The following is a 25,439-nucleotide window of genomic DNA, read 5'->3' as shown; positions in this document are numbered from 1 at the left end:
CCATGACTCTTAATCCCACACCTGCCCTGACCGTGGCGGGACTTTCCTATGCCTACGGCAAAAAGAAGGCGCTTGACCGCGTGAGCTTTGCCGTTGCGCCCGGTGAATGCACCATCTTGCTGGGCCCCAACGGCGCCGGCAAAACCACGCTGTTTTCCCTGATCACAAGGCTGTACGACAGTCGCGAAGGACGAATCCTTATTGCGGGACACGATGTCAGGAAAGAATTCAGCCGAGCACTGGCGCAACTGGGCGTCGTTTTTCAGCAAACGACCCTGGATCTCGATCTGACCGTGCTGCAAAACCTTCACTATCACGCTTCGCTGCACGGTCTGAGCCGCCGCCGCGCCGACGCGCGCATCCGGGAAGAACTGGAGCGTCAAGGTATGTTCGAGCGGCGGAAAGAGAAGGTTAGGCAGCTCAACGGCGGCCACCGGCGCAGGGTCGAAATCGCGCGGGCCTTGTTGCATGAGCCCCGGCTACTGCTCTTGGACGAACCCACGGTCGGCCTGGACGTTCCGAGCCGTAAGGCCATCGTCGACTACGTGCATCGGCTGTGTTCCGATAGCGGCATCGCCGTGCTCTGGGCCACTCATCTGATCGACGAGATCTACGAAAACGATCGTCTGGTCGTATTGCACAAGGGAGCCGTTCGGGCCGACGGTTCTATCCCGGAGGTATTGAAAACCGCCAGCGCCGAAACCGTGGGCGACGCGTTCCACAGGCTGACGCGGGAGGCCGCATGAGGCTCATGCACTACCTCCGCGCCTTGCGCGGCATCATGGCGCGGGAACTGCTGCGCTTCGTGCACCAGCGCGAACGCTTCGTCTCGGCCCTGGTTCGTCCCCTGGTCTGGCTGTTCATCTTCGCTGCCGGTTTCCGCTCGACTTTGGGCGTCGCGATCATTCCGCCCTATGAAACGTATATTCTGTACGAGGTCTACATCACGCCGGGACTGCTCGGGATGATTCTGCTGTTCAACGGCATGCAGAGTTCTCTCTCCATGGTTTACGACCGCGAGATGGGCAGCATGAAAACCCTCTTGGTGTGTCCCTTGCCCCGCTGGTATTTGCTGGTGGACAAACTCCTGGCCGGCGTTCTGGTCGCGGTATTGCAGGCGTACACCTTTCTCCTCATCGCCTGGTTTTACGACATCCGAGCTCCCTTGGAAGGCTATCTGAGCGTGTTGCCGGCGCTGGTCCTCTCCGGTTTGATGCTGGGCGCGCTCGGCCTGCTGCTGTCTTCCTTCGTCAAGCAGCTTGAGAATTTCGCCGGCGTCATGAACTTCGTGATTTTTCCGATGTTCTTCCTGTCCACCGCGCTCTATCCGCTGTGGAAAATCCAGGAATCCAGCGAACTCCTCTACACTCTCGCCTCGTACAACCCATTCTCCCAAGCCGTGGAACTCATCCGTTTCGCGCTCTACGGTCAGTTCAATCTTTACGCTTGTATCTACACATCCGTGGCGCTGATTGTTTTTCTGATCATCGCCATCATCGGATACAATCCCTCACGAGGAATGATGCAACGTAAGGGTGGACCAGCCGCATGACACAATCGAAAACAATATTGGTAACCGGAGGTGCCGGATTCATCGGGGGAAATTTCGTGCTTCGCCAAATGCGCCGGGCGAATCTTCAAGTCGTCAACCTGGATGCCCTGACCTACGCGGGCAATCTGGATACGCTGGAAAGCATCAAGGACAACCCCGCCCACGTCTTTGTCTTGGGCTCCATCGGCGACCGCAGCCTGGTGGATTATCTACTGGAACGCTATCAGCCGGACGCCATCGTCAATTTCGCCGCGGAAAGCCACGTGGACCGCTCGATCGACTCGCCGGAACCTTTTATTCAGACCAATATTCTCGGCACATTCCAATTGCTGGAAGCGGCGCGCCGTTATTGGCGGTCGCTTTCTCCCAAGGCGCACAAAGCGTTTCGCTTCCTCCACGTCTCCACCGACGAGGTCTACGGAACGCTGGGATCCGAGGGGTTCTTCACCGAGGAAAACCCTTACCGACCAAACTCGCCCTACTCGGCTTCGAAGGCCTCGTCGGACCATCTGGTCAGAGCCTACTTCCACACTTATGGAATGCCGACTCTAACCACCAACTGCTCCAACAACTACGGACCGTACCAATTCCCGGAAAAGCTGATTCCGCTGATGATCCACAATGCCATGAACGGCAAGCCGCTGCCGGTCTACGGGACCGGTGCCAACGTGCGCGACTGGCTTTACGTCGAGGACCATTGCCGGGCCGTCGAACGAGTCCTTGAGGATGGCAAAGCGGGCGAGGTCTACAATATCGGCGGCAACAACGAAAAAACCAACCTGGAAGTCGTCGAGACCATCTGCAGCTTGCTCGATGAATTGTTGCCTAATTCCAAATACCGTCCGCACCGCGAACTGATCACTTTCGTTACGGACCGCCCCGGCCACGATCTCCGCTACGCGATCGATGCCGGCAAGATACGCCGGGAGCTGGGATGGGAACCGGCCGAAACCTTCGAGACCGGACTCCGCAAGACCGTGGAGTGGTATCTGGAAAACCAGAACTGGTGCCAGCGGGTCATGGACGGCAGTTACCGGGGAGAACGCCTGGGAATCGAAAAGTCCTGAGTGCAGCGGTCTGCCGGCGACAACAAACAGCATGCAAGGGGGGAATATCTTTGAAGTCCGATAACTTGAAGGGGATTATTCTGGCCGGGGGCTCGGGCACTCGCCTGCATCCGTTGACCTATGTCGTCAGCAAACAGCTACTGCCGGTTTACGACAAACCGATGATCTATTATCCCCTGTCGGTGCAAATGCTGGCGGGCATACGGGACATACTGATCATCACTACTCCCCAGGACGCGCCTTTATTCCAAAGTCTATTGGGCGACGGCGAGCAATGGGGCATGTCTATCCGTTATGCCGTGCAGCCGAAACCCGAAGGACTCGCCCAAGCCTTCATCATCGGACGGGAGTTTGTCGGCAAGGATCGTTCCTGCCTGATCCTGGGCGACAACATTTTCTACGGCCATGGCCTCCAGACTTATCTGGAAAAAGCGGTTGCCCGCGAAACCGGTGCCACGGTTTTCGGTTATTGGGTCAAGGACCCCGAACGCTACGGCGTCGCAGAGTTCGACGAGAGTGGCCGCGTGGTGAATCTCGTGGAAAAACCCAAGCGCCCCAAATCCAATTACGCCATCACCGGTCTTTACTTTTACGACAACCAGGTGGTCGACATGGCGGCCGACCTGAAACCCTCGGCCCGCGGCGAGCTCGAAATCACCGACATCAACAACCTGTATCTGGAGCAAGGACGGCTTCAGGTCGAAAAACTCGGCCGCGGCGTGGCGTGGCTCGACACCGGAACGCACGACTCGCTGCTGCAAGCTTCCAATTTCATTCAAACCATAGAAGAACGCCAAGGCCTGAAAATCTGCTGCCCGGAGGAAATTGCCTGGAGCCAGGGCTGGATCAGCGGCGGCGATCTGGAAAAGCACGCCATGAAGCTGAACAAGAGCGGCTATGGAGAATACCTGATCAGACTTCTAGAACTGGGCCGCCCCGCATGAATATAGAATCCACTCCATTGCCGGGCGTGTTGCTGATCAAGCCCGACGTCTTCGGCGATGCCCGCGGCTTCTTTCTGGAAACCTGGAATCGGCGGCGCTATCGGGAAGCCGGTTTGGACCGGGAATTCGTTCAAGACAATGTATCGCTGTCGCGCAAAGGCATTCTGCGCGGTCTGCACTTCCAGAATCCCACCCCGCAGGGCAAGCTCGTGCAGGCCTTGCAAGGCGAGGTATTCGACGTGGCGGTCGACATCCGCACCGGCTCGCCGACTTTCGGCCAGTGGTTCGGTGCGCTCCTTTCGGAAGAAAACCACCATCAGCTTTATGTGCCGGAAGGTTTCGCCCATGGGTTCTGCGTGCTGAGCGAGACTGCGCTTTTTTCCTACAAGTGCACCGATTTTTATAATCCGAGCGCGGAATACAGCCTCCGCTGGGACGATCCGGATCTGGGCATTACCTGGCCGATCGACAATCCCGTTTTGTCGGCGAAGGACCAATCCGCCCGGAATTTGAAGGATTTTCCCCGCGAGCTGCTCCCCGTCTGGCAAGCATGAAGATTCTCCTGATCGGACGTGAAGGACAGGTGGCGTGGGAGCTACGCCGGAGTCTCGCCTGCCTGGGAGAAACGATAGCGCTGGATCGCCGGTCGACTCCGGCTTTGGACTTGACCGATCCCGATTCCATCCGCGCGTCGGTGCGGCAAATCCGGCCCGGCTTGATCGTCAATGCGGGTGCCTACACCGCCGTGGACAAAGCGGAACAGGAAAACGATCTCGCCTTCCGGGTCAATGCCTTGGCGCCGGGCATCCTGGCGGAGGAAGCGCTGAACGTCGGCGCCGGCCTGATCCATTATTCCACCGACTATGTTTTCCCGGGCGACGGCGACGACGATGCGCCCTATCGCGAGGACGATCCGGTGGGCCCGCAAAATGCCTACGGCCGAAGCAAACTGGCCGGCGAAGAGGCCATCCGCCAGGTCGGCGTGCCTCACTTCATCCTGCGCACTGCCTGGGTTTACGGACGGCGCGGCCAGAACTTTCTGCTCACGATGCTGAGACTGATGCGGGAACGCGAACTCGTCCGCGTCGTGGACGATCAGTTCGGCGCTCCCACCTGGAGCCGTCTCATCGCCGAGGCCACCGCCTTGATGCTTGCCAAGTCCACCGCGAACGGACGGTTCGAGCCGGGCGATCGGCAAGGAATTTATCATCTGAGCTGCGACGGACAGACGAGTTGGCACGGCTTCGCCTGCAATATACGCGACTACTCCCTCGAAAAGGGATTGTTGCCGGAATCCGCCGCCAGGCTCGAACCAATCCCGAGCTCCGAATACCCCACTCCCGCACGGCGTCCGAAATATTCCGTGCTTTCCAATAAAAGGCTCTTCGAGGAATTCGGTCTGGGCTTACCCGATTGGGACCAGGCTCTCCGTTTTTGCCTGGATGAATTTGCATACCGAACAAAGGATTGAATTACCTATCCTCGGCGTTGGCAAACATGCCTGAACCGTTTCTCACGCCTGAATTACTGCGGTTCCGCAAAGTTCGAATCCGGTCCAGTGGCCGCGAAGCCAAATCGAGCCGACTTTGACGCCGATGTTTACCATACGATGGAAGATCGTCTGATGAACGAATGGTCGACACACGTGCGAATAAAATGACAACGCAGCAGTTCGGATGCGCCTGATTGGCGAGAACACGTTCGAGCCTAGAACGTACATTCTCACGAAAACTAGGAGAATGCCGATCACGCACCGCAACAAGTGACGGAAAACGATCTTTTAGACAAACCTGCAAGCTACCCGAACTTCATGACCGAAGCGCTCGATCCCCGTTTCATTCACCTGCGCGTCCACACGGAATACTCCCTGGTCGACGGACTGGTCGACGTGAAAGCCCTGGTCAAGCGCACGGCGGCGCTGGGCATGCCGGCGGTGGCCGTGACCGACCAGTCCAATCTGTTCGCCCTGGTCAAGTTCTATAAAGCGGCCTTGGCCGAAGGGGTTAAGCCCATTGCCGGAGCCGATGTGCAGCTATACAACGAAGCCGACCCGGCCTCTCCGCATGCTTTGACGCTGTACGTGCAGAATACCGCGGGATACCGCACCCTCACCGAATTGATTTCCCGCAGCTATCGGGAAAATCAGCATCAAGGCGTGCCCTTGCTGATGCCCGAGTGGCTGGAAGAAAAAAACGAGGGACTCTTGGCGCTCTCCGGCGCCCGCCGAGGCGATATCGGACAGGCTTTGCTGATGGGCAACGTAAGCGAAGCGAAACGCCTGCTCGAACGCTGGCTCGGAATTTTCGACCGGCGCTTTTATCTGGAGCTGCAACGCACCGGACGTCCGGACGAGGAGGAATACATCGAGGGTGCCGTGAGCCTCGCGATCGAGCTCGACGTCCCGGTGGTCGCCACCAACGACGTACGTTTCATCAGCCCGTCGGAATTCGAGGCTCACGAAGCCCGGGTCTGCATCCATCAGGGCCGGGTATTGGACGATCCGCGCCGCCCGCGCGATTACACCGAGCAGCAATATCTCCGAAGCCCCGAGGAGATGGCGGAGTTGTTCGCCGATCTCCCCGAAGCCCTGGAAAACTCGGTCGAGATCGCCAAACGCTGCAATCTCGAACTGACCCTAGGCAAGAACTTTCTGCCGCAATTCCCCGTACCCGAAGGCATGAGTACGGCGGAATTTTTCGCCGAGGAGTCGCGCAAGGGGTTGAAGGAACGTCTGGCGGTCCGACCGCCCACCGGGAGCGGGAGTCTCGAAGACCGGCGCAAGCGCTACGAAGAGCGGCTGGAACTGGAAATCTCGGTCATCAATCAGATGGATTTCCCCGGCTACTTCCTGATCGTGGCCGATTTCATCCAGTGGGCCAAGAAAAACGGCATTCCGGTGGGGCCCGGACGCGGTTCCGGCGCGGGCTCGCTGGTGGCCTACGCCCTCAAGATCACCGACCTCGACCCCATCGAATTCGAACTGCTGTTCGAGCGCTTCCTGAATCCCGAGCGCGTGTCCATGCCCGACTTCGACGTGGATTTCTGCATGGAGCGCCGCGACGAGGTGATCGATTACGTAGCCCGGAAATACGGGCGCGACCGGGTGTCCCAGATCATCACCTACGGCAGCATGGCGGCCAAGGCCGTGGTACGCGACGTGGGCCGGGTGCTGGGCCATTCCTACGGCTTCGTGGACAAGATCGCCAAGCTGATTCCGTTCGAGCTGGGCATCACCCTGGACAAGGCCCTCACCGACAGCGAAGACCTCAGAAAGCTGTACGAGAGCGACGAGGAAGTCCGAACGCTGATCGACCTCGCCAAGTCGCTCGAAGGCATTACCCGCAACGCCGGCAAGCACGCGGGCGGCGTCGTCATCGCACCGTCCCAGCTGATCGATTTTTCCCCGCTGTACTGCGAACCGGGCGGCGAAAACCTGGTGACCCAGTTCGACAAGGACGACGTGGAAGCGGTGGGTCTGGTCAAGTTCGACTTTCTGGGACTCCGCACTCTCACCATCATCGACTGGGCGCTGGAAACCATCAACAAACAGCGGGCCGAGAAAGACGCGCCGCCGGTGGACATCGCCCAAATTCCCCTGGACGACCCCGACACCTACAAGCTGCTGAAAAGCTGTTCGACAACCGCCGTCTTCCAGCTCGAATCACGCGGCATGAAGGACCTGATCCGGCGCCTGCAACCGGACTGCTTCGAGGACATCATCGCCCTGGTGGCGCTGTTCCGTCCGGGCCCGCTGCAGTCAGGCATGGTCGACGACTACATCAACGTCAAGCACGGCCGCACCAAGGCGGAATTCCCGCACCCAGTCCTAGAGCCGATTCTCAGGCCCACCAACGGCGTCATCGTATACCAGGAACAGGTGATGCAAATCGCCCGCGACATGGCCGGTTACACTCTGGGCGGCGCCGATCTCCTGCGCCGCGCGATGGGCAAGAAAAAGCCCGAGGAAATGGCGAAACAGCGGGAAATCTTCGTCACCGGCTCGGTCGGGCTAGGGGTCGACGAGAATATCGCCGGCTACATCTTCGATCTCATGGAGAAGTTCGCCGGCTACGGCTTCAACAAGTCGCACTCGGCGGCCTACGCGCTGGTGTCCTACCAGACCGCCTGGCTCAAGGCCCATTTTCCGGCTGCCTTCATGGCTGCGGTGCTGTCCTCGGACATGGACAACACCGACAAGGTCGTGGTCCTGATCGAAGAGTGCCGGGAAATGAAACTGGCCGTCCAGCCGCCGGACATCAACCGCTCAGAATACCGCTTCGCGGTGCTCAACGACCGCACCATCCTGTATGGCCTAGGCGCGATCAAAGGAGTTGGCGAAACGGCGATCCGGGATATTCTCGAGGAGCGCAAACGCGGCGGCCCATTCGAGGATCTGTACGATTTCTGCCGCCGGGTCGATCCGCGCAAGGTCAACCGGCGCGTGATCGAAGCGCTGATCCGCTCCGGCACCCTGGATTCCATCGATTCGAATCGCGCACGCCATATGGCGGAGCTGTCGGACGCGATCAAAGCGGCCGAACAACACGGTACCATGGCCGAAACCGGACAGGACGACTTGTTCGGGCTCGGGGGCCCGGCAGAGGCCGAGGATACGCCGCGCGTCGCAACAGCCGTCGAACCTTGGCCGGAAGACGAGCGCCTGGCTTACGAGAAAATGACGCTAGGGCTCTATCTCACCGGCCATCCGATCGGCCCTTACGAGGCCGAAATCCAGCACTTCGTTACCGGCCGTCTCGGAAAATTGTCGCTCGACAACGAGCGGGGGCCCGGAGGACGCCGGGAAGTGCGCGCCGTAGTCGCGGGGCTCGTCGTGGAGCTTCGCGCCCGGCAGAACAAGAACGGCAAGCGCATGGCCTTCGCCACTCTGGATGACCGAACCGGAAGGCTGGAAGTAGCGGTGTTTTCGGAGGTTTTGGAAAAATACCGGGAGCATTTGGTGAAGGACGCGCTGCTAGTCGTCGAAGGCAATCTGGGTTTCGACGACTATGCCGGCCAACTCCGCCTGACCGCGGAACACCTGTTCACCATGGCGCAGGCGCGCGCGCACTTCGCCAAACATCTCTTCATTCAATGGCCGCCGTCGGGCCCGAACACCGCCCCTTCGGAAGCCCAGTGGGTCAACGAACTCGTCGATCTGCTCGCACCGTTCCGAGGCGGCAGCTGTCCGATTTATATCGAATACCGAGGGAAAGCGGCACAGACGACGATTCAGCTCGGGGAAGCATGGCGCGTACATCCCGGCGATGAACTGCTCGCGCGTCTTAAAAAGCGTGTCGGAACCGATAAGGTGAAGCTGCATTACCAATGAAAAAAGGCATCTTGCTCGCTCTATTGTTGCTCGTGACGGCAGGCGCGAAGGCGCAGGATCTCTTGCAAATCCTCGAACTCGCGTTGCAACGCGATCCAAGGCTGCGCGAAGTGGAAGCGACCCGCAACGCCGTCCTGGAAGCCAAGCCGCAAAGTGTCGCCCGTCTATTGCCGACTTTGTCGCTGACCGGCGAGCTCAACCGCAACTCCGTGCTGTCGAAGTTCGAGGAGTTTCAGCTCGCCTTCATCGCCGGTGCCCGGAATGTCGGCTTCTGGAACAGTGCGGCCAGCATCAACCTGACTCAGCCGATTTATCATCACGACTATTGGGTCCAGCTGAGCCAGGCGGACAATCAAATCGCCGAGGCGGAAGCCAATTACGCGGCGGAGCAACAAAACCTGATGCTGCGTACCGCGCGTGCCTATTTCGATGTTTTGTTCGCCCAGGACAGCCGCGAATTCGCGCTGGCCGAGCAGCGCGCCATCGAGCGCCAGCTCGAACAAGCCAAGGCACGGTTCGAGGTGGGACTGATCGCCATTACCGACGTGCACGAAGCCCAAGCGGGTTACGACCAGGCCCGGGCTAATGTCATACAGGCCGAAAACCAGGTGGACAACGCGCGGGAAGCGCTCCAGGAAATCATCGGCGAATACGACCTTGCCCTGGCCGAACTCGCCGAAAAGATTCCGTTGAAGGGCCCGGATCCCGAAAACATCGAGAACTGGAGCGACCTGGCCCAGCAAAGCAATCTCAGTATCGTTGCAGCCGAGAACCGCAGCCTGGTGGCGAAAAAAGATATCGATCTTCAGTTCGCCGGCCATCTTCCGTCGATGGATCTGGTCGGCTCGGCGGGATTCACCGATACCAACCGGCCGCGCGGCATACCCACCGAGTATCAAATCATCGGAATGCAAGTCAACGTACCGATGTTCGCGGGCGGCGGCGTCAACTCGCGGGTTCGCCAGGCCCGCCATGAATACGAAGCGGCCCAGGAAAATCTGGACGGCGTACGGCGGTCGGTCAAGCGTCAAGTGAAAGATGCTTACCGTGGTATTCTGTCCGCCATCAGTCAGGTGGAGGCCCTCCAGGCGGCGGTAGTGTCGTCGCAAAGTGCCGTGGAAGCGACCGAAGCCGGGTTGGAAGTCGGCACCCGAACGATGGTCGACGTCCTCGCCGAACAGCGCAATCTGTTTCGGACCAAGCGCGATTATGCGCGGGCGCGCTACGATTACATCATCAACAGTCTGGCGCTCAAACAGGCCGCCGGGACCTTGAACCCAGCGGATCTCGCGATCGTCAATCAGTGGCTGGGTCCGAATTCTCGAGCGGATTCTACGGCACCCGACGAATCCGAGTTCTGACCACGTCAAAAAGAGTCTTTTTTGAGTCAACGCCGCCGGCGGAACCAATCGCACCCCATCGGGTTCGAAACTGTATCCGTCGGCTGTCCCGCGGTTCCATTGGGAGATTCATATGAATAAGAATTCACGAGATTCCTTGTTGGATTCCCTCGGTAAAGGTGTTCAGGAGTTCTGGAAAAAACTGACCGACAACTTGCGAAGCGCAGACCTCGACGGGAAACCCGATACGGAAATCAATCCGCGCGCCGGCGATGAGAGCGATTATCAGAGCATGCGGCGACGGCGCATCAATCTCTGGCTTTATCTCCTTCTGATCTTAGCCACCTTGTATTTCTGGCAGGGCTATCAGGAAGTACGCCAGGACGAAATCCCATATAGCGATTTTCTGAAATACGTGCAGGAACAGCAGGTAGAGGACGTCGTCGTGATGGATCAAGTGATCACCGGGTACCTGAAGCCCGAGGCTCCCGGCGAAGAACGACGCCGTTTCATCACCGTGCCGTTATGGAATCAGGATTTGGCGCAGGCCCTGGAAGAAAAAGGCGTCAAATACACCGTTCGCTACGGCAACAACTGGTTGGGCAACTTCATCTTCAATTGGTTGTTGCCTATCGGCATTCTGTTCGCGCTCTGGACCTGGATGGCGCGCCGCATGACCGGCGGGCGCGGCCTTTTGAACTTCGGCCGCAGCCGGGTTCGCATTCATGCGGAATCGTCGGTCAAGGTCACGTTTCAGGACGTCGCGGGCGCCGAGGAAGCCAAGCAAGAGCTCAAGGAAACCATCGAATTCTTACGCAATCCGGCCCGTATCCAACGACTGGGCGGCCGCATGCCGAAGGGCGTCCTTCTGGTCGGCGCGCCCGGCACGGGCAAGACCTTGCTGGCGCGCGCAGTGGCCGGCGAGGCCGGGGTGCCGTTCTTCAATATCAGCGGTTCCGAGTTCATCGAGATGTTCGTCGGAGTGGGCGCGGCGCGGGTTCGCGACCTCTTCGAACAAGCCCGGCAAAAAGCGCCCTGCATGATCTTCATCGACGAACTCGACGCCATCGGGCGGGCGCGCGGCGGCCCGGTGGTCATGGGCGGTCATGACGAGCGCGAACAGACCTTGAACCAACTGCTCACGGAAATGGACGGCTTCGATCCATCGATCGGGGTGGTGGTCATGGCGGCCACCAACCGCCCGGAAATCCTCGATAGAGCCCTGCTGCGCGCGGGCCGCTTCGACCGGCAGATCGTGGTCGACAAGCCGGGCCTGGACGACCGGGTTGCCATACTCCAGCTGCATACCCGCAATATCAAGTTGGGGCCGGACGTGAATCTCCGGGTCGTAGCCCAACGGACGCCTGGTCTGGTTGGCGCGGATCTCGCCAATATCTGCAACGAAGCCGCCATCATCGCCGTGCGCGAAAACCAGGAAGCGGTCGGCATGAGGCACTTCGAGGCGGCCATTGACCGAATCATCGCCGGCCCCGAGAAAAAGAGCCGTACGCTCAGCGAACCGGAGAAGCGCCGAGTTGCATATCACGAGTCCGGCCACGCACTGGTGGCCGAGGTCGTTCCCACCGGCGAACCGGTACACAAGGTCTCCATCATTCCACGCGGCGCGGCCGCCTTGGGCTTTACCCTACAATTGCCGATCGAGGAAAAATTCCTCGCCACCGAGGACGAACTCCGCGACAAGATCGCCATCCTGCTTGCAGGACGCGCGGCCGAAGAGTTGGTATTCGGCAATATATCCAGCGGCACTCACAACGATCTCGAGAAAGCCAGCGAAATCGCGAGGGCCATGGTTTGCCAATTGGGCATGAGCAAGAAACTCGGCCCGCTCACCTACGGAAAAAGGCAGCAGCTCGCATATCTCAATATCGAAGGAACCGAGGAGCGGAATTTTAGCGAAGAGACCGCGCAGCTAATCGACTCGGAAGTCAGGGAACTGGTCGAGGAGGGGCAGCGCCGGTCGCGGGAAATTCTCACGCAGCGACGCACAACTTTGGATGAAATCGCCAAGATATTGCAGGAACGGGAAGTCGTCAGCGGCGAGGAAATCAAAGAGGTGATCCACAGGATGGAGCGGCGCTCGGCCTGACACTTTCTCACATCCAACGAAGCCACGGGCGGAGATCTATTCTCCGCCTCCTTCGCTTTTCCTGCCATCATGGCCGATAAGCCGATTATCGGCCGCTGTTCCATCTTATCTCGACAAATCGATTCATATCCCGCCAGCGCGCCGCACCGATTTTCCGGCGGCGAGCAAGCGCCTCGATTCGCGTGAATAGTTCACTTCCGGCGGAGATCAAGCCCTCTAGAATCCGAATCGAAGGGAGGTCGCTTGGGAGGCGTCGCATAAGGAATTGGACAAAGCCAGCCTTCAATTTCCCATAGATTTCATTACATCGAAGGACTACAGGAATGACTAACTCATCGCGCTCGAAATTCATCATTTTTCCATTAATAGCCACCGTATGCGGATTCATGCTCGCTTTTGCCGCACCGCAAGCCGTTCGCGCCGATGCCGTCGACGACGAGATCAAAGGGTTGATAATGCAGTTCCATAATGCATCCACGACCGGCGATATCGACTTCATGGAATTCATCACCTCGCGTTCGCCGGATGCCTTGGCCTTGGGCACCGATACCCCCGAGGTCTTCGTCGGCCACGACGCGATCGTAGCCTGGTGGCAAGGCATTTTCGATTTTCTGGCGTCTATCGGTTACGAGAATGGCGGATTGCCGGTGGTTTCGCCGGTCAATCTCCAAGTCGGGCACCGGGGCGCGGTTGCCTGGGCCGCCGAGCAGGCGGTTTGGCACTTCGCGAACGGTGATGTACCGTTCCGCTTGAGCCTGGTGTTCAGGAAAGAACACGGCAACTGGAAAATCATTCAGCAACATTTTTCCATAGGCGTGCCGAATTCCGAGTTACCGATTTGATCGGTCCAAGCAAAAAGCGGGCTGTACAGCCCGCTTCTTTCGCGCCTCGCGAAACTCGTTCAGAAATCGCTGTTGAAGATCTCCGTCGCCCGTCGGCAAATCTCTCGGCCGTAATCCGTCCACAGACCTTGCCCCCAGTACCGGTAGCAACTGGTTTGAGCCGTCATCAAATGGAACAGTGCATTCCGATAACGCGGATCGTCGGTCGGCGCACCTTTTTTCAGGACCTTCTCGTAAAACAGTGCGCTGGCTTCTTCCATGGGGCCCAATACGTTCTCATAGCCTTTCACCCAGGAAATATCGCTGGTCCAGCTGCCGCCCTCCATGTGAAACCGGTGATCTTCTTTCTTGATCTCCTCGATGATTTTTTCCAGCTTTTCGGCACCGTCGCCGGGTTTGAAACGGTCCCAAATCATTTTTTGAAACAAGGGTTGTACCGTCGGGAAATCGCTTTCTGCTATCCCCGTGTCGGCTAAAAATTCCAGGTATTCGGTCACGTTCATGAGCGGCGTTTCCGACCCGCTGGCCTCGCGGACCACCTCCATGAACTTCGGCGGAAATTCGTTCATCATCACGCCGCCGTTCTCGCCATCGGCGATTTGCGTCACCAGCGGCGGGACCGATTTTCCGGCCAGATCCCAGCGGGACAGGCTTCTGGCCTCGTAGTAAGGCTGCATCTGCGCCACCAGCTTGGTATCGCTGCCCTGGGTCTTGATGATCGCGATGATGCTGACGCTTTCGCCTTCCGAATTGGTGCAAACCAGCCGATGCGGCAAATGCTTGTGCTCCGGTCCCCAGCCGTTTTCGGGACGCTCGACGGTATGCTCCTGCACCAGAACCCACGTATAGCCGCAATCCCGGAGCGTCTTCACGAATTCGTAGGCGACATCCGGATGATTCGGCAGCGCCATCTCGGAAGGCGAGAAACCCCGCACCCGCGTCAAAGCCTCAACGCCGAAAATGGCGGCGAAATGATGCTGCCAGGCTTTGACGTGCAGACGGTAATCCTGAACCGGTGTTGACGGGGCCACGGCATGGCCCCAGGGCGCGCCCAGCCATTCGACGGCACGGCGGTAATCCGGATTTACGGTGATCGTCTTGAGATTGTCGAACACGTCGTGCAAGCCCATCTCGCGAAGGCCGTAGAACAGGGTTCCCGAGTATTCCAGCATGACCCTCGGTTCCTTGCCCTCGTGTATCAGTTGCGGCACGAACTCGCCCATGCGCTTGTAGCACCAGTGGAAAACCGGGGCGTTATGGTTATCGCCGATATGCTGATTCTCCATCATGTGCTTGAGATTGCTGATGATCTTGGCGGTGGACGGATCCCCGCCACCGGCCGGAATCAAAGGCTGATGCATGTGCAGCGCGATCGCGGCGGCGCTCTTGATGCGGCCGAACTCGATTGGACTGGAATTCTGGAAGACCGTGTCCGGCCGGTTTCGAATCGCCTGTTCGATCAAAGATTCCGACCCCGAGATATTGGGAAGACCATCGATGGTTTCAGAGAGTGTTTCCATGGGTGACGCTCCGGTACACTGAAGAGGATTGTTCGGCTTCGTAGCGCATTGGCTCCGGCCAGTTTACACCAATCGAAATCGCCGGACCGCTGAACGCTTCATACCTTTTGGCCTTTTTCGAGGAAACAATTTGTGTTCAAAAACCCGCCTCTGTAAGCAAATTTTGATTATCTCGATTTCGGCGTGTCTGGCGAGTAGCGAGACCTTGGCAACGGATGTGCATCGGGAGCGTCAAATCGCCGACGATATCGGGACTCGTACACACCCGGACGAAGCGATTCGGCTGGAAGCGTCCGATCTGGGATTTCAGGGACTATACCGAGAGGCAGTATCGAAAGACGTACGCGGCGGCGTCATCCTGCTGCATGGGAGACATTCGAATCAGGATGCGGCCGATCTTATTCGTCCGCTCCGACTAGGCTTGCCGGTACACGGCTGGAGCAGTTTGTCTTTGGCGATGCCCATATCGGACGCCGACGATCTGCAAGGCCATGCGAATCTTCTTGCAGAAACAATCGCAAGGCTGCAATCCAGCGTGGAGTTTCTCAAGCAGAAAAAAATCGGGAATATCGCCTTGCTGGCCCACGATATCGGAGCATGGACGGCATTGAGCTATCTCGCCGATTCGCCCGACGGAGCCGTGAAGGCCGCGGTGCTGATCGACCCGGCCCCCGTGCGGAAGCTCGATCCACCGCCGATCTCCCCCGATAGCCTGAGCGCCATCCGCTTGCCTATACTTGAAATTCTAAGCAGCCGAATATCGGTGCCAATGGACGACGAAGCGTCCCGCAAGCGGGCCGCCATGAAAACCAATCCGTCCTATCGGTTGCTGGTTCTGAATGAGCCCGATCACGGATGGCAAGACATCGGAGAATTTCTGGTCAACCGTGTTCACGGTTGGCTAACCAATTTGCAGATTAGTGCCGCTTTGGATGCTGCTCCTCCTTCTGCGCCGGAGAAGCAAAGCGGCCTGAATCCAAAATAGCTGCGCCGCCCCTTGGATGACGTGTGCCCACCGGATCGTTCCGCTTCCCATGGGCAAATATCTTGCTTACTTAGGCGCCGCCAATTCCATGATGATGACCTCGGCCTCGCCTTGCCCGACATTTTCCGCCGTCATCCATTGACCGGATTCCCAAAACACCTCTCCGGGCCCGTATTCGCGAACCTGGCCGCCTTCCTCGATTTTCACCTTGCCCTTCACGACGTAACGAGGCCCCGGCCCTTCATGCGTATGCAAAGGTGTCTTGTAACCCTCCGGGAAAATGACCCGAATGACCCGCGAATTGACCTTATTGGTTGGCAGCTCGAGGGCTTTCTCCAAAAGCACTTGGCGAGGCGGCATCTTCGGTTCCTCAGCCCGGCCCACTCCGGCCCAGACTACGGAAAAAACGACAACTGCATGTAGGACGGGATTCGGTCTCATATTATTTTCCTTTGTTCTTATGCGAATTAAATCTAAAAACTTACGCCATCTCGCCCGGGAGATAAAGACCTTTAACCGCCCACTTCCTTCACTTCAGGAAAGCGTGCGCGCCGTTGCAGCCACATCACCCCGCACAGGTCGACAATGCCAACCCATAGCCGGTGCCAGGTGCCATATTTGGACACACCGCGCACACGGGGCCGATGATCGACTTCCACCGACACGACTTTTCCTCCGGCCCGCTGAACAAGCGCGGGAAGGAAACGGTGCATATGGTCGAAATACGGCAGGGAAAGAAACAACTCGCGCGAGAACACCTTGAGCCCGCATCCCGTATCCGGCGTATTATCGTGAAGCAGCGAACTGCGCACGGCATTAGCAACTTTGGAGGAAAACCGCCGCCAGCCGGTATCCTTGCGGCGCTTGCGAAGTCCCGCCACCATGGCCTTCATTCCGTCCTGGTCCATAGACTTCAGGGCCGAGATCAATTTCGGTATATCGGCAGGATTATTTTGCCCGTCGCCGTCCAGGGTCGCGATGATTCGTCCGCGGGCTGCGCGAACGCCGGTCAGCAAGGCGGTGCTTTGCCCGCAGCAGCGTCGGTGACACAGAACGCGCAGCCGCGGGTACTGCGCTCGCAAACCGTCAAGGCGGGTCAGGGTATTGTCGGTGCTGCCGTCATCCACGAAAATCACTTCGTAATTTCCCGCATCGATCAAGGCTCGATCGATTTCGGCGATCAGCGGTTCAACGTTGTCTTCCTCGTTGTGAACCGGCACAACGACACTAAGTTCCATAAATCTTCCTGAACAGTAGCATTGCGTACTATGGCTGGACGTACCTGACCCGAGGACCGCCATCAGCCGATGCGATCTCGCCGATGGTATACACGGTCTCGCCGGCAGCGGTGAGCAGCGCACGGGCGTTCTCTTCGTCTTCCGGCGCGACGCAGACGATCATGCCGATGCCGCAATTGAAGGTGCGCAGCATCTCGCCGTCCTCTACCCCGCCTTTTTCCTGCAGCCAGCGGAACACGGCCGGTCTCGGCCAGGCGAACGGGTCGACCACCGCCTCCGAGCGATCCGGCAAGACCCGCGGCAGGTTTTCCGTGATTCCGCCGCCGGTGATATGGGCCAGGGCATGAACCCTGATTTGACGCATGAGTTGCAGCAATGGCTTGACGTAGATCCGGGTCGGCTCGAGCAACCATTCGCCCAAGGACTTTCCGTCCAATGATTCATCCAGGCGGCGGCCTTCTCGGTCCACGATCTTGCGGATCAAGGAATAGCCGTTCGAGTGCGGTCCGGAAGACGCCAGGCCGAGCAGTTTGTCGCCCGGACGGACCCGGCTTCCGTCGAGAATCTCGTCCTTCTCCACGATGCCCACGCAAAAGCCGGCCAAATCGTAATCGCCTGTGCCGTACATCCCCGGCATCTCCGCCGTTTCGCCGCCCACCAGGGCGCACCCGGCCAATTCGCAGCCTTTGCCGATGCCTTGGATCGCCGAGGCGGCGACATCCACCTCGAGTTTGCCGGTGGCGTAATAATCGAGAAAAAACAAAGGCTCGGCGCCCTGAACGACGATATCGTTGACACACATTGCAACCAAGTCGATGCCGACGCCGCCATGCTGTCCGCTATCGATGGCCAATCGCAGTTTCGTGCCCACCCCGTCGGTGCCGGCGACCAAAACCGGCTGCTTGTAACGGCCTACCGGAAGCTCGAACAGCGAGCCGAATCCCCCGAGTCCGGCCAGCACACCGGGAATGCGAGTTCTTGCGGCAAACGGTTTAATTCGCTCTACGAGTGCATTACCGGCCTCGATGTCGACACCGGCGCTTTTGTAATCGAGGGATTCGGTTTTGGAATCGGTCAAGCTGAATCTCCGGGATATCAATTCGGAAAAAAGAACTCTAATGAGCCAAAAACCAGTGTCCATTCAAGTGAAATCCAGACTGGTCGAACGGACATAGAGTGTTTTAGCTGCTCTAAGGGATTGTGATATTGTACAACGCTCTTCGCCAACCTGCGGGAGGATCTTCGTGCGCCTCGTCGCCCTAGTCAGTTTGTGGCTCATAATGGTTTGTCCCAACCTTATGGCCGCGGAAATAAAAGGATTGTATCGAATGGACGTCGCCGTACAGAGCAAAGATGAATCGACACGTAACGAAGACATCCGCAAAGCTCTTGAGCAAGTCCTCAAGCGATTGGTCAGGACCGATGCCATGCAGTCCAAGGCCGTACGCTCCATGCTGGAAAAACCCGACCATTTCGTTCTGCAATACGAGTACATAACCAAGTCGGACACCGATGCGCCGCTCGACTATTTGCGCGTGGAGTTCGATTCGCCGCGCATTAACGACACCTTGCGTAAATCGAACATCAGTCCTTGGGGAGAACAGCGACCCGAAGTGCTGGTATGGCTTTCGATTGAGGATAATGCGGAAAAATCGATTTTCGTGGCCGATCAAATGCCGGAGATCGACCGCGCGCTACGTGCCGCAGCGGAGGAAAGCGGATTGCCCGTGACGGTTCCTTTGTGGGATTTGACCGACCAACAGAGTCTCAGCATCGACGACCTGGAAACCGGTAACGGAGAGCGAGTCAAGCAAGCGTCCGCTCGATACGAGACCGATGCCGTGCTCGCCGGACGCTTGTCGCATAGACCGGAGGGCACCTGGGATGCCGCTTGGCGAATTTACCTTCAAAATCTCGACGAGACTTGGCAGGGAAACTTTCCCGATCTCCAGGAAGCACTCCGGTCGGGTACATCCGGAGTCTACTCCCGCCTGGCCGAACGGTTCATTCCGCGTACCACGCAGGAAACGACTCTGGAATTGAAAATCGTCGGCCTGTCGTCTCTCGATGCGACCGATCGCGCAACCGCCTATCTGAGCCGGCTGTCTCAGGTCAAAAGGCTGGAGTGGATGGGAGTGGACGCCGATCATGCCTTGTTTAAGCTATACGTACTCGGCGACAGGGCGTCGTTGGAGGAGGCCCTAGCTTTAGGGCGGGTGTTGAGACCCGTCGCTAACGAGGACCGGCAGTTTTCCGGGTTAACCTACCGATTAGCCGAATGAAAGCACGTCATATACCCAATATCATTTCGGTTTGCCGAATTCTGCTCGTCTATCCCGTCATCAGTTCGATGCTGGAAAAGCGCTTCGATTGGGCTCTGACGCTGTTCGTGATTGCGGGTGTATCGGATGCTCTGGACGGTTTTCTAGCCAAACATTTTCACTGGCAATCCCGTCTCGGCTCCTATATCGACCCTTTGGCCGACAAGCTGCTTCTGGTGTCGTCTTATATCGTGCTGAGCTTTATGGGATTGCTCCCGTTTTGGCTCATGGCCACCGTGGTCTTGCGCGACCTGGTGATATTCACCGGTGCAGTGCTGTATTACTTCCTGCTGCGACCCTTCGAAGGGCAACCGCTCCTGATCAGCAAAGTGAATACATTGCTTCAGCTCTTTCTGGTATTCATCATACTCCTGCACCATGGCTTCGTGTCGTTGCCCGCCAGCCTCATCACCGGCCTGACCGCGATCGTATTTTTGACGACCCTGGTCAGCGGCGCAATGTACGTATATGTCTGGGGAAGCAGCTATTACCGCGAAACCCGAGTTTTGGGCATGCGCAATGACTAACGGCCATTTTTCCACGCTTCGATGGACGCGGTTATCCCGAGTTCGCCGCCATATACCGGCATTCTTGTTGAGCCTTCTTCCTCTCCCGGCGGTCGCCCAAGAATATTTCCGGGGACCCGGCGCAGCGCAGGGCGAGACCCTTTTTATCGAACCCAATAGTCCTCGCGCCAACGAAGATATCCTGATTTATTACCCGCGGCGCGGTTGCAACGACGACCGTGTCGATGCCCAGATGAAAGGAAACGAAATCGAGATCGTCGTCAACCACTACGGGCAGTGCCTTTATACCTTTCAACCGGAGGAAAGCACCCTCCCCGGCTCCAGGCTTTACCGAACCTATCGAATTGGTCGACTGCCGGTCGGAAACTATCGCATTCGGTTGTATTATCAGGATTTATCCGAAAGTTCTCGTAGCCGCAGTTTCAGCATTTCGGAATCCTTTTCGGTCATGCCGGCTCGCTAGAGCATCTTCCGATGTGATGTAGCGCCGTAAGCTGTCGTAGGTCGGGAATCCCTTCCCGACATCGTCGTCGGCAAAGGATTGCCGACCTACAAGCTTGTTTGCGCATGCATTCTGGGTGTGCGTGCCGAGTTCCCGATTCACGCCACTATACTGCGGCGAAAAACGCTCCGAACGCCGGTATCGGCTCGCCGTCCGGCATCGTACAAACGTAACGTCCCAATCTTGTCGAAATATCAGTCATGAACGATACGGTCTCTTCCGACTTCAATCCCCAGAACGTTTTTCATTCGAACGCGACCGACTCGGCGATTTCCAAACGGTTCCGCCGCATCGGCCTGATTACGATCGCCGCCGTTTATTTCCTGATCCTGGTCGGCGGCATCGTACGGGCATCCGGTGCCGGCATGGGCTGCCCCGACTGGCCCACCTGCTTCGGCCGCTGGATCCCGCCTACCGACGAATCCCAGCTGCCGCCGAATTACCACGAAATTTACGCCGAGCGCGGCTATGCGGATACCGAGTTCAATCCGCTCAAGACCTGGACCGAATACGTCAATCGGTTGATCGGCGTGAGTATCGGAGTGCTTATTCTGCTGACCTTGCTCTATTCAATTCCATATCTGAAACGAGACCGGGCGGTCTTCTTACTCGCCTTATCCGTATTCTTATTGGTCGGGTTTCAGGGTTGGCTGGGATCTGCGGTCGTCGCCAGCAATCTGCGGCCGGTCATGATTACCGCCCATATGGTGACCGCTTTCGTGATCGTGTGTCTCCTAATCTACGCGATCGCGAGATCGCAGCAGGACACGATACGGAGGCTCGATACTGGCGCGCTACCGCCAAGATTCAAAACGGTCTTGGCGGTAGCGATGGGAATGACGCTGCTGCAAATCACCATGGGAACCCAGATCCGGGAGTCGGTGGATGTCATCGCCACGACCTTCGATCAAGCCGAGCGCCACCTTTGGAGGGAGGAGTTTCCGATCATTTTCTACATTCACCGCTCGTTCTCCTCCGTCATTCTCTTCACAAATCTCTGGCTCGTCTGGAATCTGGCACGACGCCTCGAACGCGGACACTTGCTGCGAAGTTTCGGCTTGGCCCTAGGCGCCTTGGTGGTAGCCGCCATCGGAACCGGAGTAACACTGGATCGCCTCGGATTTCCGGCTTTCGTACAGCCGATTCACCTCGTCCTGGCCAATCTGATCTTCGGAACCCAGTTTTTCCTGTTTATCGCATTGCGGTATTCGGAAAATCCGAGGGTCACGGCCGCAGCGCGCGTCGATTAGCCTGTAGAAACTATGCAGCGCCTAGCCTGCCAAGCTTGGCCTAGGTCGGGTTGAAGTGTTGCGGAAACCCGGCACAGCCGACGCTTGATCGAGGTCTAGTTTCGTACCTCACCCCGGGGTTTGTAGGGCGGGTTAGGCGCGCACAACGGAACCCCTGCTGGGCACGCTTGGATTCGATGCGCCGTAACCCGCCGTTTACCGAGTAGCCCCTTAGAGTGTTTTCATCTCGCTCGTACGGCAAAACAGGCCTGCAGGAGTCGTTGGCGCCTTCGGCCAGGGTAGATCGACTCAAGCTTTCGTAGGTCGGCAATCCTTTGCCGACGAAGACGCTCGGCCGGGACGTGGCGTCGGGAAGGGCGGCTTCGGCGCTCCCGAAGACGCCGTTTGCGATTGGGAGGGATTCCCGACCTACTCGCGAGTGCCCGTACAGTAGGTATGAAAATGCTCTAGCTTTCGCGTAATGCGCCGAACGGGACGCCTCTTATGTGGCGTAATACGAGAGTATCCTATTGCACCCGACACGAGTTGGATCTATCGCGACATTCTGTAAGAGATCTGATTCCGGTAAGTTATTCTTAGCCAAATCTTAGTCGACGATGAAAATGTTCGCCGCAGTTTCGGTGTCGCCCCAAACGCTGCAGTTGTTGCTGCCATAAATGGTAACTCTCTTACCGGAAACCGCTGCCGCCAACAGAACACTCATCTGGATTTTTGCCGCGGGCCAATCGTTATTAATTACCCACCTTTCGCCACCGGCAAAAGTTGCGCAGCCTGGTGGCGCGACCTTCGTGCCGTCATCAAGATAGAAAAACGTGTAGCCGGCAGAATTAGGACCGGAAGCGTACTGGCCATGTTCGAATCTGACTGTTCCTGTTTCGGAACCGCCAATTGCCAATGTGGCCACCAATGACAACGCAATTGCTATGAGTATCTTCATTTTTCCCTCCCCTTTCTTACTCTCTTACGGTAGGAACGCCAGTTACCCGATGCCACCGAGAATTGATCCTACTATGCTCTTCTGCAGTCGCTCGGCTATTGGACGGCGCTCAGACGCCCGATCGTGTCACACCGGAAGTCGCGGCAATGACCTTCGCTGTCTTCGAGGTTGTCGAGGAGCCCGCCAGGGCTGTGGCGGCAGAGCTTGTAGGGGATACCCCCCAAAAGGCGGGTTACGCGAGCACGCTAACCCGCCCGAGCCACGCGGGCTGACCAACGAATAGACTGACGTCCGCAACCGCATTGGGAAAAATAAATCTGTCTTTTTTCTCGATCATTTCAGTGTTACGGTTTTGTGGAATGATCCACCGGATATCCCACCCAATATACCGTTTCAGAGTCCCCCGCGAGGTCGCACTGATTGGTGCCGTAAACCGTCACCTGCTTTCCGGAGACTTGCGCCGACAACAAAAGAGCGTATTGTTCCTTTCCTGCCGGATTTCCGAGATCCATTACCCACCGTCGCTTATATGTGTTGCATGCCGGCGGATTTAGATGGTTGGTCGTATAAAAATATACGAGTCTTCCGTTTCCGTAGCCGCCGACGTGTTCAATCTCGACATTTCCATTTCCCCCGCCCGCTATGGCAGAGACCGGAAACAAAAGCGACACGAATATTGTTTTATAGCATTTGTTAAGCGCTTTCATGGTCGGTGTCTTCTTTTTACGTATAGCAAAGCCGTAGAAAAGCCCGTGACGGGGTCAGACTGTTATTGCTGGACTTCGGCGTCTTTGGTTTCCGTACCCAAGGCCACTTCCCTGAAGGAAATCTGAAGCAAACACAAAAAGCCTGACCCTTTCACACATTGATGCGCGCCGTAACCCGCCGTTTACCGAGCGACCCGAACGGCGGGTTACGCGAGTACGCTAACCCGCCCTACCGAGCTATTTGGAAGAAAGACGCCATTTTCGGCAGAATCAATACCAATATCAAACCGCTCCAGAGTATTTCTTGCATCGATAGCTCGCGTAGGGCGCATTAGCTTGAGCGTAATGCGCCGAATGGAACGTTCCCCATGCGGCGCAATACGGGAGTACCCTATTGCGCCCTACGCGGGCTCGACAACCCCGCCGATCAACCCTTTGAAGTAAGAAGACTCGCCACTACGTCTCTAACTTGAGGCGGGAAGATAACTCTCAGTTCGTGGTCAATGTATGGCCACTCTGGCGGAGACTCCGCAGTAGGCGCCTTGGCATTTTCTGACCAGTCAACAAGCACCGTTTGGAGTATATCCAGGTAAATGCGGCACTCTGCTGGGTTGTCACATAGCGGAAGATCACTATGCACAACCACAACCCTCCTATTGTTTATCCAACTGAAGTCACGCAAACAGTCGAGCAACGCATCCCAGTTGCCGCCGAAGTAATCAGGAAAATGGCCAGCATCTGCGAACGCAGTGAGCAAATCGGCCTTGGAGCGAATCCCAGCCGGAATCCTCAGGACATAGTCCTCTTGCCCACACAGGGACTCCGGCGACTCTATGAATGCAAATGTCATTTCGGTGTTGGCCATGTCTATACCCTCTATGGATTCACACGAATAAACGTCCTGTAGTGATCCGGCGTGTAGAAGATCTCACCACCTTGGCCAGTCACAATGCGTTGAGGCCCTGGACCATTCACGCCGGGCGTCGGATGGACATACTCCCTGTAATACCCCGCCGGCTGTTGCGGCAGCAATCCCTCTTTGTTGCCAAACACAGCACCATCATTGCGATGAGGGAAGGTCTTACCAGCAGATATGCGGTCGAGTGTCGGTTTCAGATCGACCGTACCCTCAAGAACATTGCCCGTTACGCGGTCGGTTACCTTCGCGCCGTTAATGAAGCGCGATTCGCTGGCTGTCCCCTTTGCCACTCCCTTCATTATTGCTCCGACGATGCCAGCCCGCGTAGGGCGCATTAGCTTGAGCGTAATGCGCCGAATGGAACGTTCCCCACGCGGCGGAATACGCGAGTACGCTATTCCACCCTACGCGGGCTTCTCTTAAGGCAATCTGAACCAAACAACAAAAGCCTGACCCGGTCCATTCTTTTTACGTATAGCGAAGCCGTAGAAAAGCTGTGACGGGGTTAGGCTGTTATTGTCGGACTTCGGCGTCTTTGGTTTCAGTACCCAAAATCACTTCCCTTAAGGAAATCTAAACCAAATAATAAAAGCCTGACCCGGTCCATTTGCTGACCCCACCTTTTGCTTGCGGCGCAACTCGAACGGCGGGTTACGCGAATACGCTAACCCGCCCTACGGCCCTGTGCCTGGGGGGTCCAGGTGCTCCCGTAGTCGCTCCAGATCTCCAGCCCGGCATAGACGGAGCGCTGGGGCGTGCCGTCCACGGCGGTCTCGATGCGCCGGTCCTGATGGTCGTAGGCGTAGGTTTCCGGCGCGATTCCGGTGCCGCTCGCGGCCACCAGCCGGTCCAGGGCGTCGTAGCCCGCGTAGGGCGCATTAGCTTTAGCGTAATGCGCCGAACGGAACGTTCCCCATGCGGCGGAATACGCGAGTACGCTATTCCGCCCTACGCGGGCTTGGCCAACGCCGGCAAACCGCCGATGGTTATCATCGGCGCCATGATGCGCAAGCTCTTGCACGTGGCCCTCGGCGTGCTCCGCTCCGGTCAGCCATTCAATCCCGCCCTGCATGGGGTTTGACGGAATTAACGGTATCTACGCGGGCTTTGCAACATCAGGTTTTTGGCCATACAAAAACCTTTACATGATGGAGCAGCGTATTATTCAGCCCTTGAATGTCATTGCTTAGCCCGCTTCCGCCCCAGTCTTCGGTCATTAAGTGTGCGTGATCCGGTCTTTTTTCATCGGCCAACGATGTCAAAATTTCCGCAAGACGCCGCAACCCTTCCCGATCACCATGCACCTCAAGCCGCTCACCATTGTCGGCCAACTCAAAAGTCAGCATAACCAC

The 25,439-nt window shown here is 57.6% G+C and carries 24 protein-coding genes and 1 pseudogene; 16 read left to right on the top strand and 9 right to left on the bottom strand.

Features of this window, described 5'->3' with window-relative positions:
* The first annotated feature begins 2 nt into the window (after window positions 1-2).
* From ACR2R1_RS21385 to ACR2R1_RS21340, 10 genes are all read left to right on the top strand, one after another.
* On the top strand, window positions 3-746 hold the full coding sequence (locus ACR2R1_RS21385) for an ABC transporter ATP-binding protein (RefSeq protein ID WP_434111845.1): 744 nt from the start codon (window positions 3-5) through the stop codon (window positions 744-746).
* Entirely contained in the window at window positions 743-1,552 is an 810-nt protein-coding gene (locus ACR2R1_RS21380) for an ABC transporter permease (RefSeq protein ID WP_210023802.1), read from the top strand. Before ACR2R1_RS21385 ends, ACR2R1_RS21380 begins: the two co-directional genes overlap by 4 nt.
* Window positions 1,549-2,619: a dTDP-glucose 4,6-dehydratase gene (gene rfbB / locus ACR2R1_RS21375; RefSeq protein WP_086135240.1), complete on the top strand. Its 1,071-nt coding sequence runs from the start codon at window positions 1,549-1,551 to the stop codon at window positions 2,617-2,619. The genes ACR2R1_RS21380 and rfbB overlap by 4 nt, the downstream gene beginning before the upstream one ends.
* A gap of 50 nt (window positions 2,620-2,669) precedes the next feature.
* The gene (rfbA, locus tag ACR2R1_RS21370; RefSeq protein WP_240502361.1) at window positions 2,670-3,563 is read left to right on the top strand and encodes a glucose-1-phosphate thymidylyltransferase RfbA; all 894 of its coding nucleotides are present in this window, start codon (window positions 2,670-2,672) and stop codon (window positions 3,561-3,563) included.
* Complete coding sequence (rfbC, locus tag ACR2R1_RS21365; RefSeq protein ID WP_156879543.1) at window positions 3,560-4,117, top strand: dTDP-4-dehydrorhamnose 3,5-epimerase; 558 nt, start codon at window positions 3,560-3,562, stop codon at window positions 4,115-4,117. The genes rfbA and rfbC overlap by 4 nt, the downstream gene beginning before the upstream one ends.
* On the top strand, window positions 4,114-5,034 hold the full coding sequence (rfbD, locus tag ACR2R1_RS21360) for a dTDP-4-dehydrorhamnose reductase (protein ID WP_347257394.1): 921 nt from the start codon (window positions 4,114-4,116) through the stop codon (window positions 5,032-5,034). The genes rfbC and rfbD overlap by 4 nt, the downstream gene beginning before the upstream one ends.
* Window positions 5,035-5,373: 339 nt before the next feature.
* The gene (gene dnaE, locus ACR2R1_RS21355) at window positions 5,374-8,892 is read left to right on the top strand and encodes a DNA polymerase III subunit alpha (protein WP_434111842.1); all 3,519 of its coding nucleotides are present in this window, start codon (window positions 5,374-5,376) and stop codon (window positions 8,890-8,892) included.
* Window positions 8,889-10,253 carry a TolC family outer membrane protein gene (locus tag ACR2R1_RS21350; protein ID WP_434111840.1) on the top strand — a complete coding sequence of 455 codons (1,365 nt, stop codon included), beginning with the start codon at window positions 8,889-8,891 and terminating at the stop codon, window positions 10,251-10,253. The genes dnaE and ACR2R1_RS21350 overlap by 4 nt, the downstream gene beginning before the upstream one ends.
* Before the next feature lie 112 nt (window positions 10,254-10,365).
* On the top strand, window positions 10,366-12,339 hold the full coding sequence (gene ftsH / locus ACR2R1_RS21345; RefSeq protein WP_434101726.1) for an ATP-dependent zinc metalloprotease FtsH: 1,974 nt from the start codon (window positions 10,366-10,368) through the stop codon (window positions 12,337-12,339).
* Window positions 12,340-12,662: 323 nt separating this feature from the next.
* Complete coding sequence (locus tag ACR2R1_RS21340; RefSeq protein ID WP_077728068.1) at window positions 12,663-13,181, top strand: nuclear transport factor 2 family protein; 519 nt, start codon at window positions 12,663-12,665, stop codon at window positions 13,179-13,181.
* Between the two features lie 59 nt (window positions 13,182-13,240).
* Here the strand turns inward: ACR2R1_RS21340 and ACR2R1_RS21335 are convergent, their stop codons facing one another.
* Window positions 13,241-14,701, bottom strand: a complete 1,461-nt coding sequence (locus ACR2R1_RS21335) for a glycosyl hydrolase family 57 (protein WP_077728067.1) — start codon at window positions 14,699-14,701, stop codon at window positions 13,241-13,243.
* Between the two features lie 163 nt (window positions 14,702-14,864).
* Here ACR2R1_RS21335 and ACR2R1_RS21330 point away from each other — a divergent pair, with 163 nt between their 5' ends.
* On the top strand, window positions 14,865-15,686 hold the full coding sequence (locus ACR2R1_RS21330; protein WP_168175315.1) for a DUF3530 family protein: 822 nt from the start codon (window positions 14,865-14,867) through the stop codon (window positions 15,684-15,686).
* 66 nt (window positions 15,687-15,752) lie between these two features.
* Here the strand turns inward: ACR2R1_RS21330 and ACR2R1_RS21325 are convergent, their stop codons facing one another.
* The 3 genes from ACR2R1_RS21325 to purM form a co-directional block, all read right to left on the bottom strand.
* A complete protein-coding gene (locus ACR2R1_RS21325) occupies window positions 15,753-16,127 on the bottom strand; it encodes a cupin domain-containing protein (protein ID WP_077728065.1) in 375 nt (124 codons plus the stop codon).
* Window positions 16,128-16,198: 71 nt separating this feature from the next.
* On the bottom strand, window positions 16,199-16,924 hold the full coding sequence (locus ACR2R1_RS21320; protein WP_077728064.1) for a glycosyltransferase family 2 protein: 726 nt from the start codon (window positions 16,922-16,924) through the stop codon (window positions 16,199-16,201).
* 28 nt (window positions 16,925-16,952) lie between these two features.
* Window positions 16,953-18,002, bottom strand: coding sequence for a phosphoribosylformylglycinamidine cyclo-ligase (purM, locus tag ACR2R1_RS21315; protein WP_434111837.1), 1,050 nt, complete (start codon window positions 18,000-18,002; stop codon window positions 16,953-16,955).
* A 202-nt stretch (window positions 18,003-18,204) separates the two neighbouring features.
* Between purM and ACR2R1_RS21310 the strand changes: the two genes are divergently transcribed.
* From ACR2R1_RS21310 to ACR2R1_RS21295, 4 genes are all read left to right on the top strand, one after another.
* Window positions 18,205-19,206 carry a DUF2066 domain-containing protein gene (locus ACR2R1_RS21310; protein WP_346425830.1) on the top strand — a complete coding sequence of 334 codons (1,002 nt, stop codon included), beginning with the start codon at window positions 18,205-18,207 and terminating at the stop codon, window positions 19,204-19,206.
* The gene (locus ACR2R1_RS21305; RefSeq protein WP_077728061.1) at window positions 19,203-19,772 is read left to right on the top strand and encodes a CDP-alcohol phosphatidyltransferase family protein; all 570 of its coding nucleotides are present in this window, start codon (window positions 19,203-19,205) and stop codon (window positions 19,770-19,772) included. Before ACR2R1_RS21310 ends, ACR2R1_RS21305 begins: the two co-directional genes overlap by 4 nt.
* Window positions 19,773-19,839: 67 nt before the next feature.
* A complete protein-coding gene (locus ACR2R1_RS21300) occupies window positions 19,840-20,235 on the top strand; it encodes a hypothetical protein (RefSeq protein WP_434111835.1) in 396 nt (131 codons plus the stop codon).
* A 239-nt stretch (window positions 20,236-20,474) separates the two neighbouring features.
* A complete protein-coding gene (locus ACR2R1_RS21295) occupies window positions 20,475-21,524 on the top strand; it encodes a COX15/CtaA family protein (RefSeq protein ID WP_434111833.1) in 1,050 nt (349 codons plus the stop codon).
* Window positions 21,525-22,110: 586 nt separating this feature from the next.
* Here ACR2R1_RS21295 and ACR2R1_RS21290 read toward each other — a convergent pair.
* From ACR2R1_RS21290 to ACR2R1_RS21275, 4 genes are all read right to left on the bottom strand, one after another.
* The gene (locus ACR2R1_RS21290; protein ID WP_434111831.1) at window positions 22,111-22,461 is read right to left on the bottom strand and encodes a hypothetical protein; all 351 of its coding nucleotides are present in this window, start codon (window positions 22,459-22,461) and stop codon (window positions 22,111-22,113) included.
* A 344-nt stretch (window positions 22,462-22,805) separates the two neighbouring features.
* On the bottom strand, window positions 22,806-23,168 hold the full coding sequence (locus tag ACR2R1_RS21285) for a hypothetical protein (RefSeq protein WP_434111829.1): 363 nt from the start codon (window positions 23,166-23,168) through the stop codon (window positions 22,806-22,808).
* Window positions 23,169-23,595: 427 nt separating this feature from the next.
* A complete protein-coding gene (locus ACR2R1_RS21280; RefSeq protein WP_434111828.1) occupies window positions 23,596-24,033 on the bottom strand; it encodes a barstar family protein in 438 nt (145 codons plus the stop codon).
* Between the two features lie 11 nt (window positions 24,034-24,044).
* On the bottom strand, window positions 24,045-24,386 hold the full coding sequence (locus ACR2R1_RS21275; protein ID WP_434111826.1) for a ribonuclease domain-containing protein: 342 nt from the start codon (window positions 24,384-24,386) through the stop codon (window positions 24,045-24,047).
* 659 nt (window positions 24,387-25,045) lie between these two features.
* Here ACR2R1_RS21275 and ACR2R1_RS21270 point away from each other — a divergent pair.
* Window positions 25,046-25,168 (top strand): annotated as a pseudogene (locus ACR2R1_RS21270) (IS110 family transposase); the annotation flags it as partial.
* A gap of 34 nt (window positions 25,169-25,202) precedes the next feature.
* Here the strand turns inward: ACR2R1_RS21270 and ACR2R1_RS21265 are convergent.
* Window positions 25,203-25,433 (bottom strand): Imm32 family immunity protein, encoded by a 231-nt coding sequence (locus ACR2R1_RS21265; protein ID WP_434111824.1) that lies wholly within the window; start codon window positions 25,431-25,433, stop codon window positions 25,203-25,205.
* Between the last annotated feature and the right edge of the window lie 6 nt (window positions 25,434-25,439).

Source organism: Methylocaldum sp. GT1TLB (assembly GCF_051027445.1).
Taxonomy (GTDB): Bacteria; Pseudomonadota; Gammaproteobacteria; order Methylococcales; family Methylococcaceae; genus Methylocaldum.
This window is presented reverse-complemented; position numbering and strand designations above follow the sequence as displayed.

Bases quoted from the DNA above. Each gene is read 5' to 3' on its own strand.
- ACR2R1_RS21280 (WP_434111828.1), bottom strand. From the start codon at position 24,033: ATGGCCAACACCGAAATGACATTTGCATTCATAGAGTCGCCGGAGTCC.
- ACR2R1_RS21265 (WP_434111824.1), bottom strand. From the start codon at position 25,433: ATGCTGACTTTTGAGTTGGCCGACAATGGTGAGCGGCTTGAGGTGCAT.
- ACR2R1_RS21290 (WP_434111831.1), bottom strand. From the start codon at position 22,461: ATGAAGATACTCATAGCAATTGCGTTGTCATTGGTGGCCACATTGGCA.
- ACR2R1_RS21385 (WP_434111845.1), top strand. From the start codon at position 3: ATGACTCTTAATCCCACACCTGCCCTGACCGTGGCGGGACTTTCCTAT.
- ACR2R1_RS21320 (WP_077728064.1), bottom strand. From the start codon at position 16,924: ATGGAACTTAGTGTCGTTGTGCCGGTTCACAACGAGGAAGACAACGTT.
- rfbB (WP_086135240.1), top strand. From the start codon at position 1,549: ATGACACAATCGAAAACAATATTGGTAACCGGAGGTGCCGGATTCATC.
- dnaE (WP_434111842.1), top strand. From the start codon at position 5,374: ATGACCGAAGCGCTCGATCCCCGTTTCATTCACCTGCGCGTCCACACG.
- ACR2R1_RS21275 (WP_434111826.1), bottom strand. From the start codon at position 24,386: ATGAAGGGAGTGGCAAAGGGGACAGCCAGCGAATCGCGCTTCATTAAC.
- ACR2R1_RS21285 (WP_434111829.1), bottom strand. From the start codon at position 23,168: ATGAAAGCGCTTAACAAATGCTATAAAACAATATTCGTGTCGCTTTTG.
- ACR2R1_RS21295 (WP_434111833.1), top strand. From the start codon at position 20,475: ATGAACGATACGGTCTCTTCCGACTTCAATCCCCAGAACGTTTTTCAT.
- ACR2R1_RS21310 (WP_346425830.1), top strand. From the start codon at position 18,205: ATGGTTTGTCCCAACCTTATGGCCGCGGAAATAAAAGGATTGTATCGA.
- ACR2R1_RS21335 (WP_077728067.1), bottom strand. From the start codon at position 14,701: ATGGAAACACTCTCTGAAACCATCGATGGTCTTCCCAATATCTCGGGG.
- ACR2R1_RS21340 (WP_077728068.1), top strand. From the start codon at position 12,663: ATGACTAACTCATCGCGCTCGAAATTCATCATTTTTCCATTAATAGCC.
- ftsH (WP_434101726.1), top strand. From the start codon at position 10,366: ATGAATAAGAATTCACGAGATTCCTTGTTGGATTCCCTCGGTAAAGGT.
- ACR2R1_RS21380 (WP_210023802.1), top strand. From the start codon at position 743: ATGAGGCTCATGCACTACCTCCGCGCCTTGCGCGGCATCATGGCGCGG.
- ACR2R1_RS21305 (WP_077728061.1), top strand. From the start codon at position 19,203: ATGAAAGCACGTCATATACCCAATATCATTTCGGTTTGCCGAATTCTG.
- ACR2R1_RS21325 (WP_077728065.1), bottom strand. From the start codon at position 16,127: ATGAGACCGAATCCCGTCCTACATGCAGTTGTCGTTTTTTCCGTAGTC.
- rfbC (WP_156879543.1), top strand. From the start codon at position 3,560: ATGAATATAGAATCCACTCCATTGCCGGGCGTGTTGCTGATCAAGCCC.
- ACR2R1_RS21350 (WP_434111840.1), top strand. From the start codon at position 8,889: ATGAAAAAAGGCATCTTGCTCGCTCTATTGTTGCTCGTGACGGCAGGC.
- rfbD (WP_347257394.1), top strand. From the start codon at position 4,114: ATGAAGATTCTCCTGATCGGACGTGAAGGACAGGTGGCGTGGGAGCTA.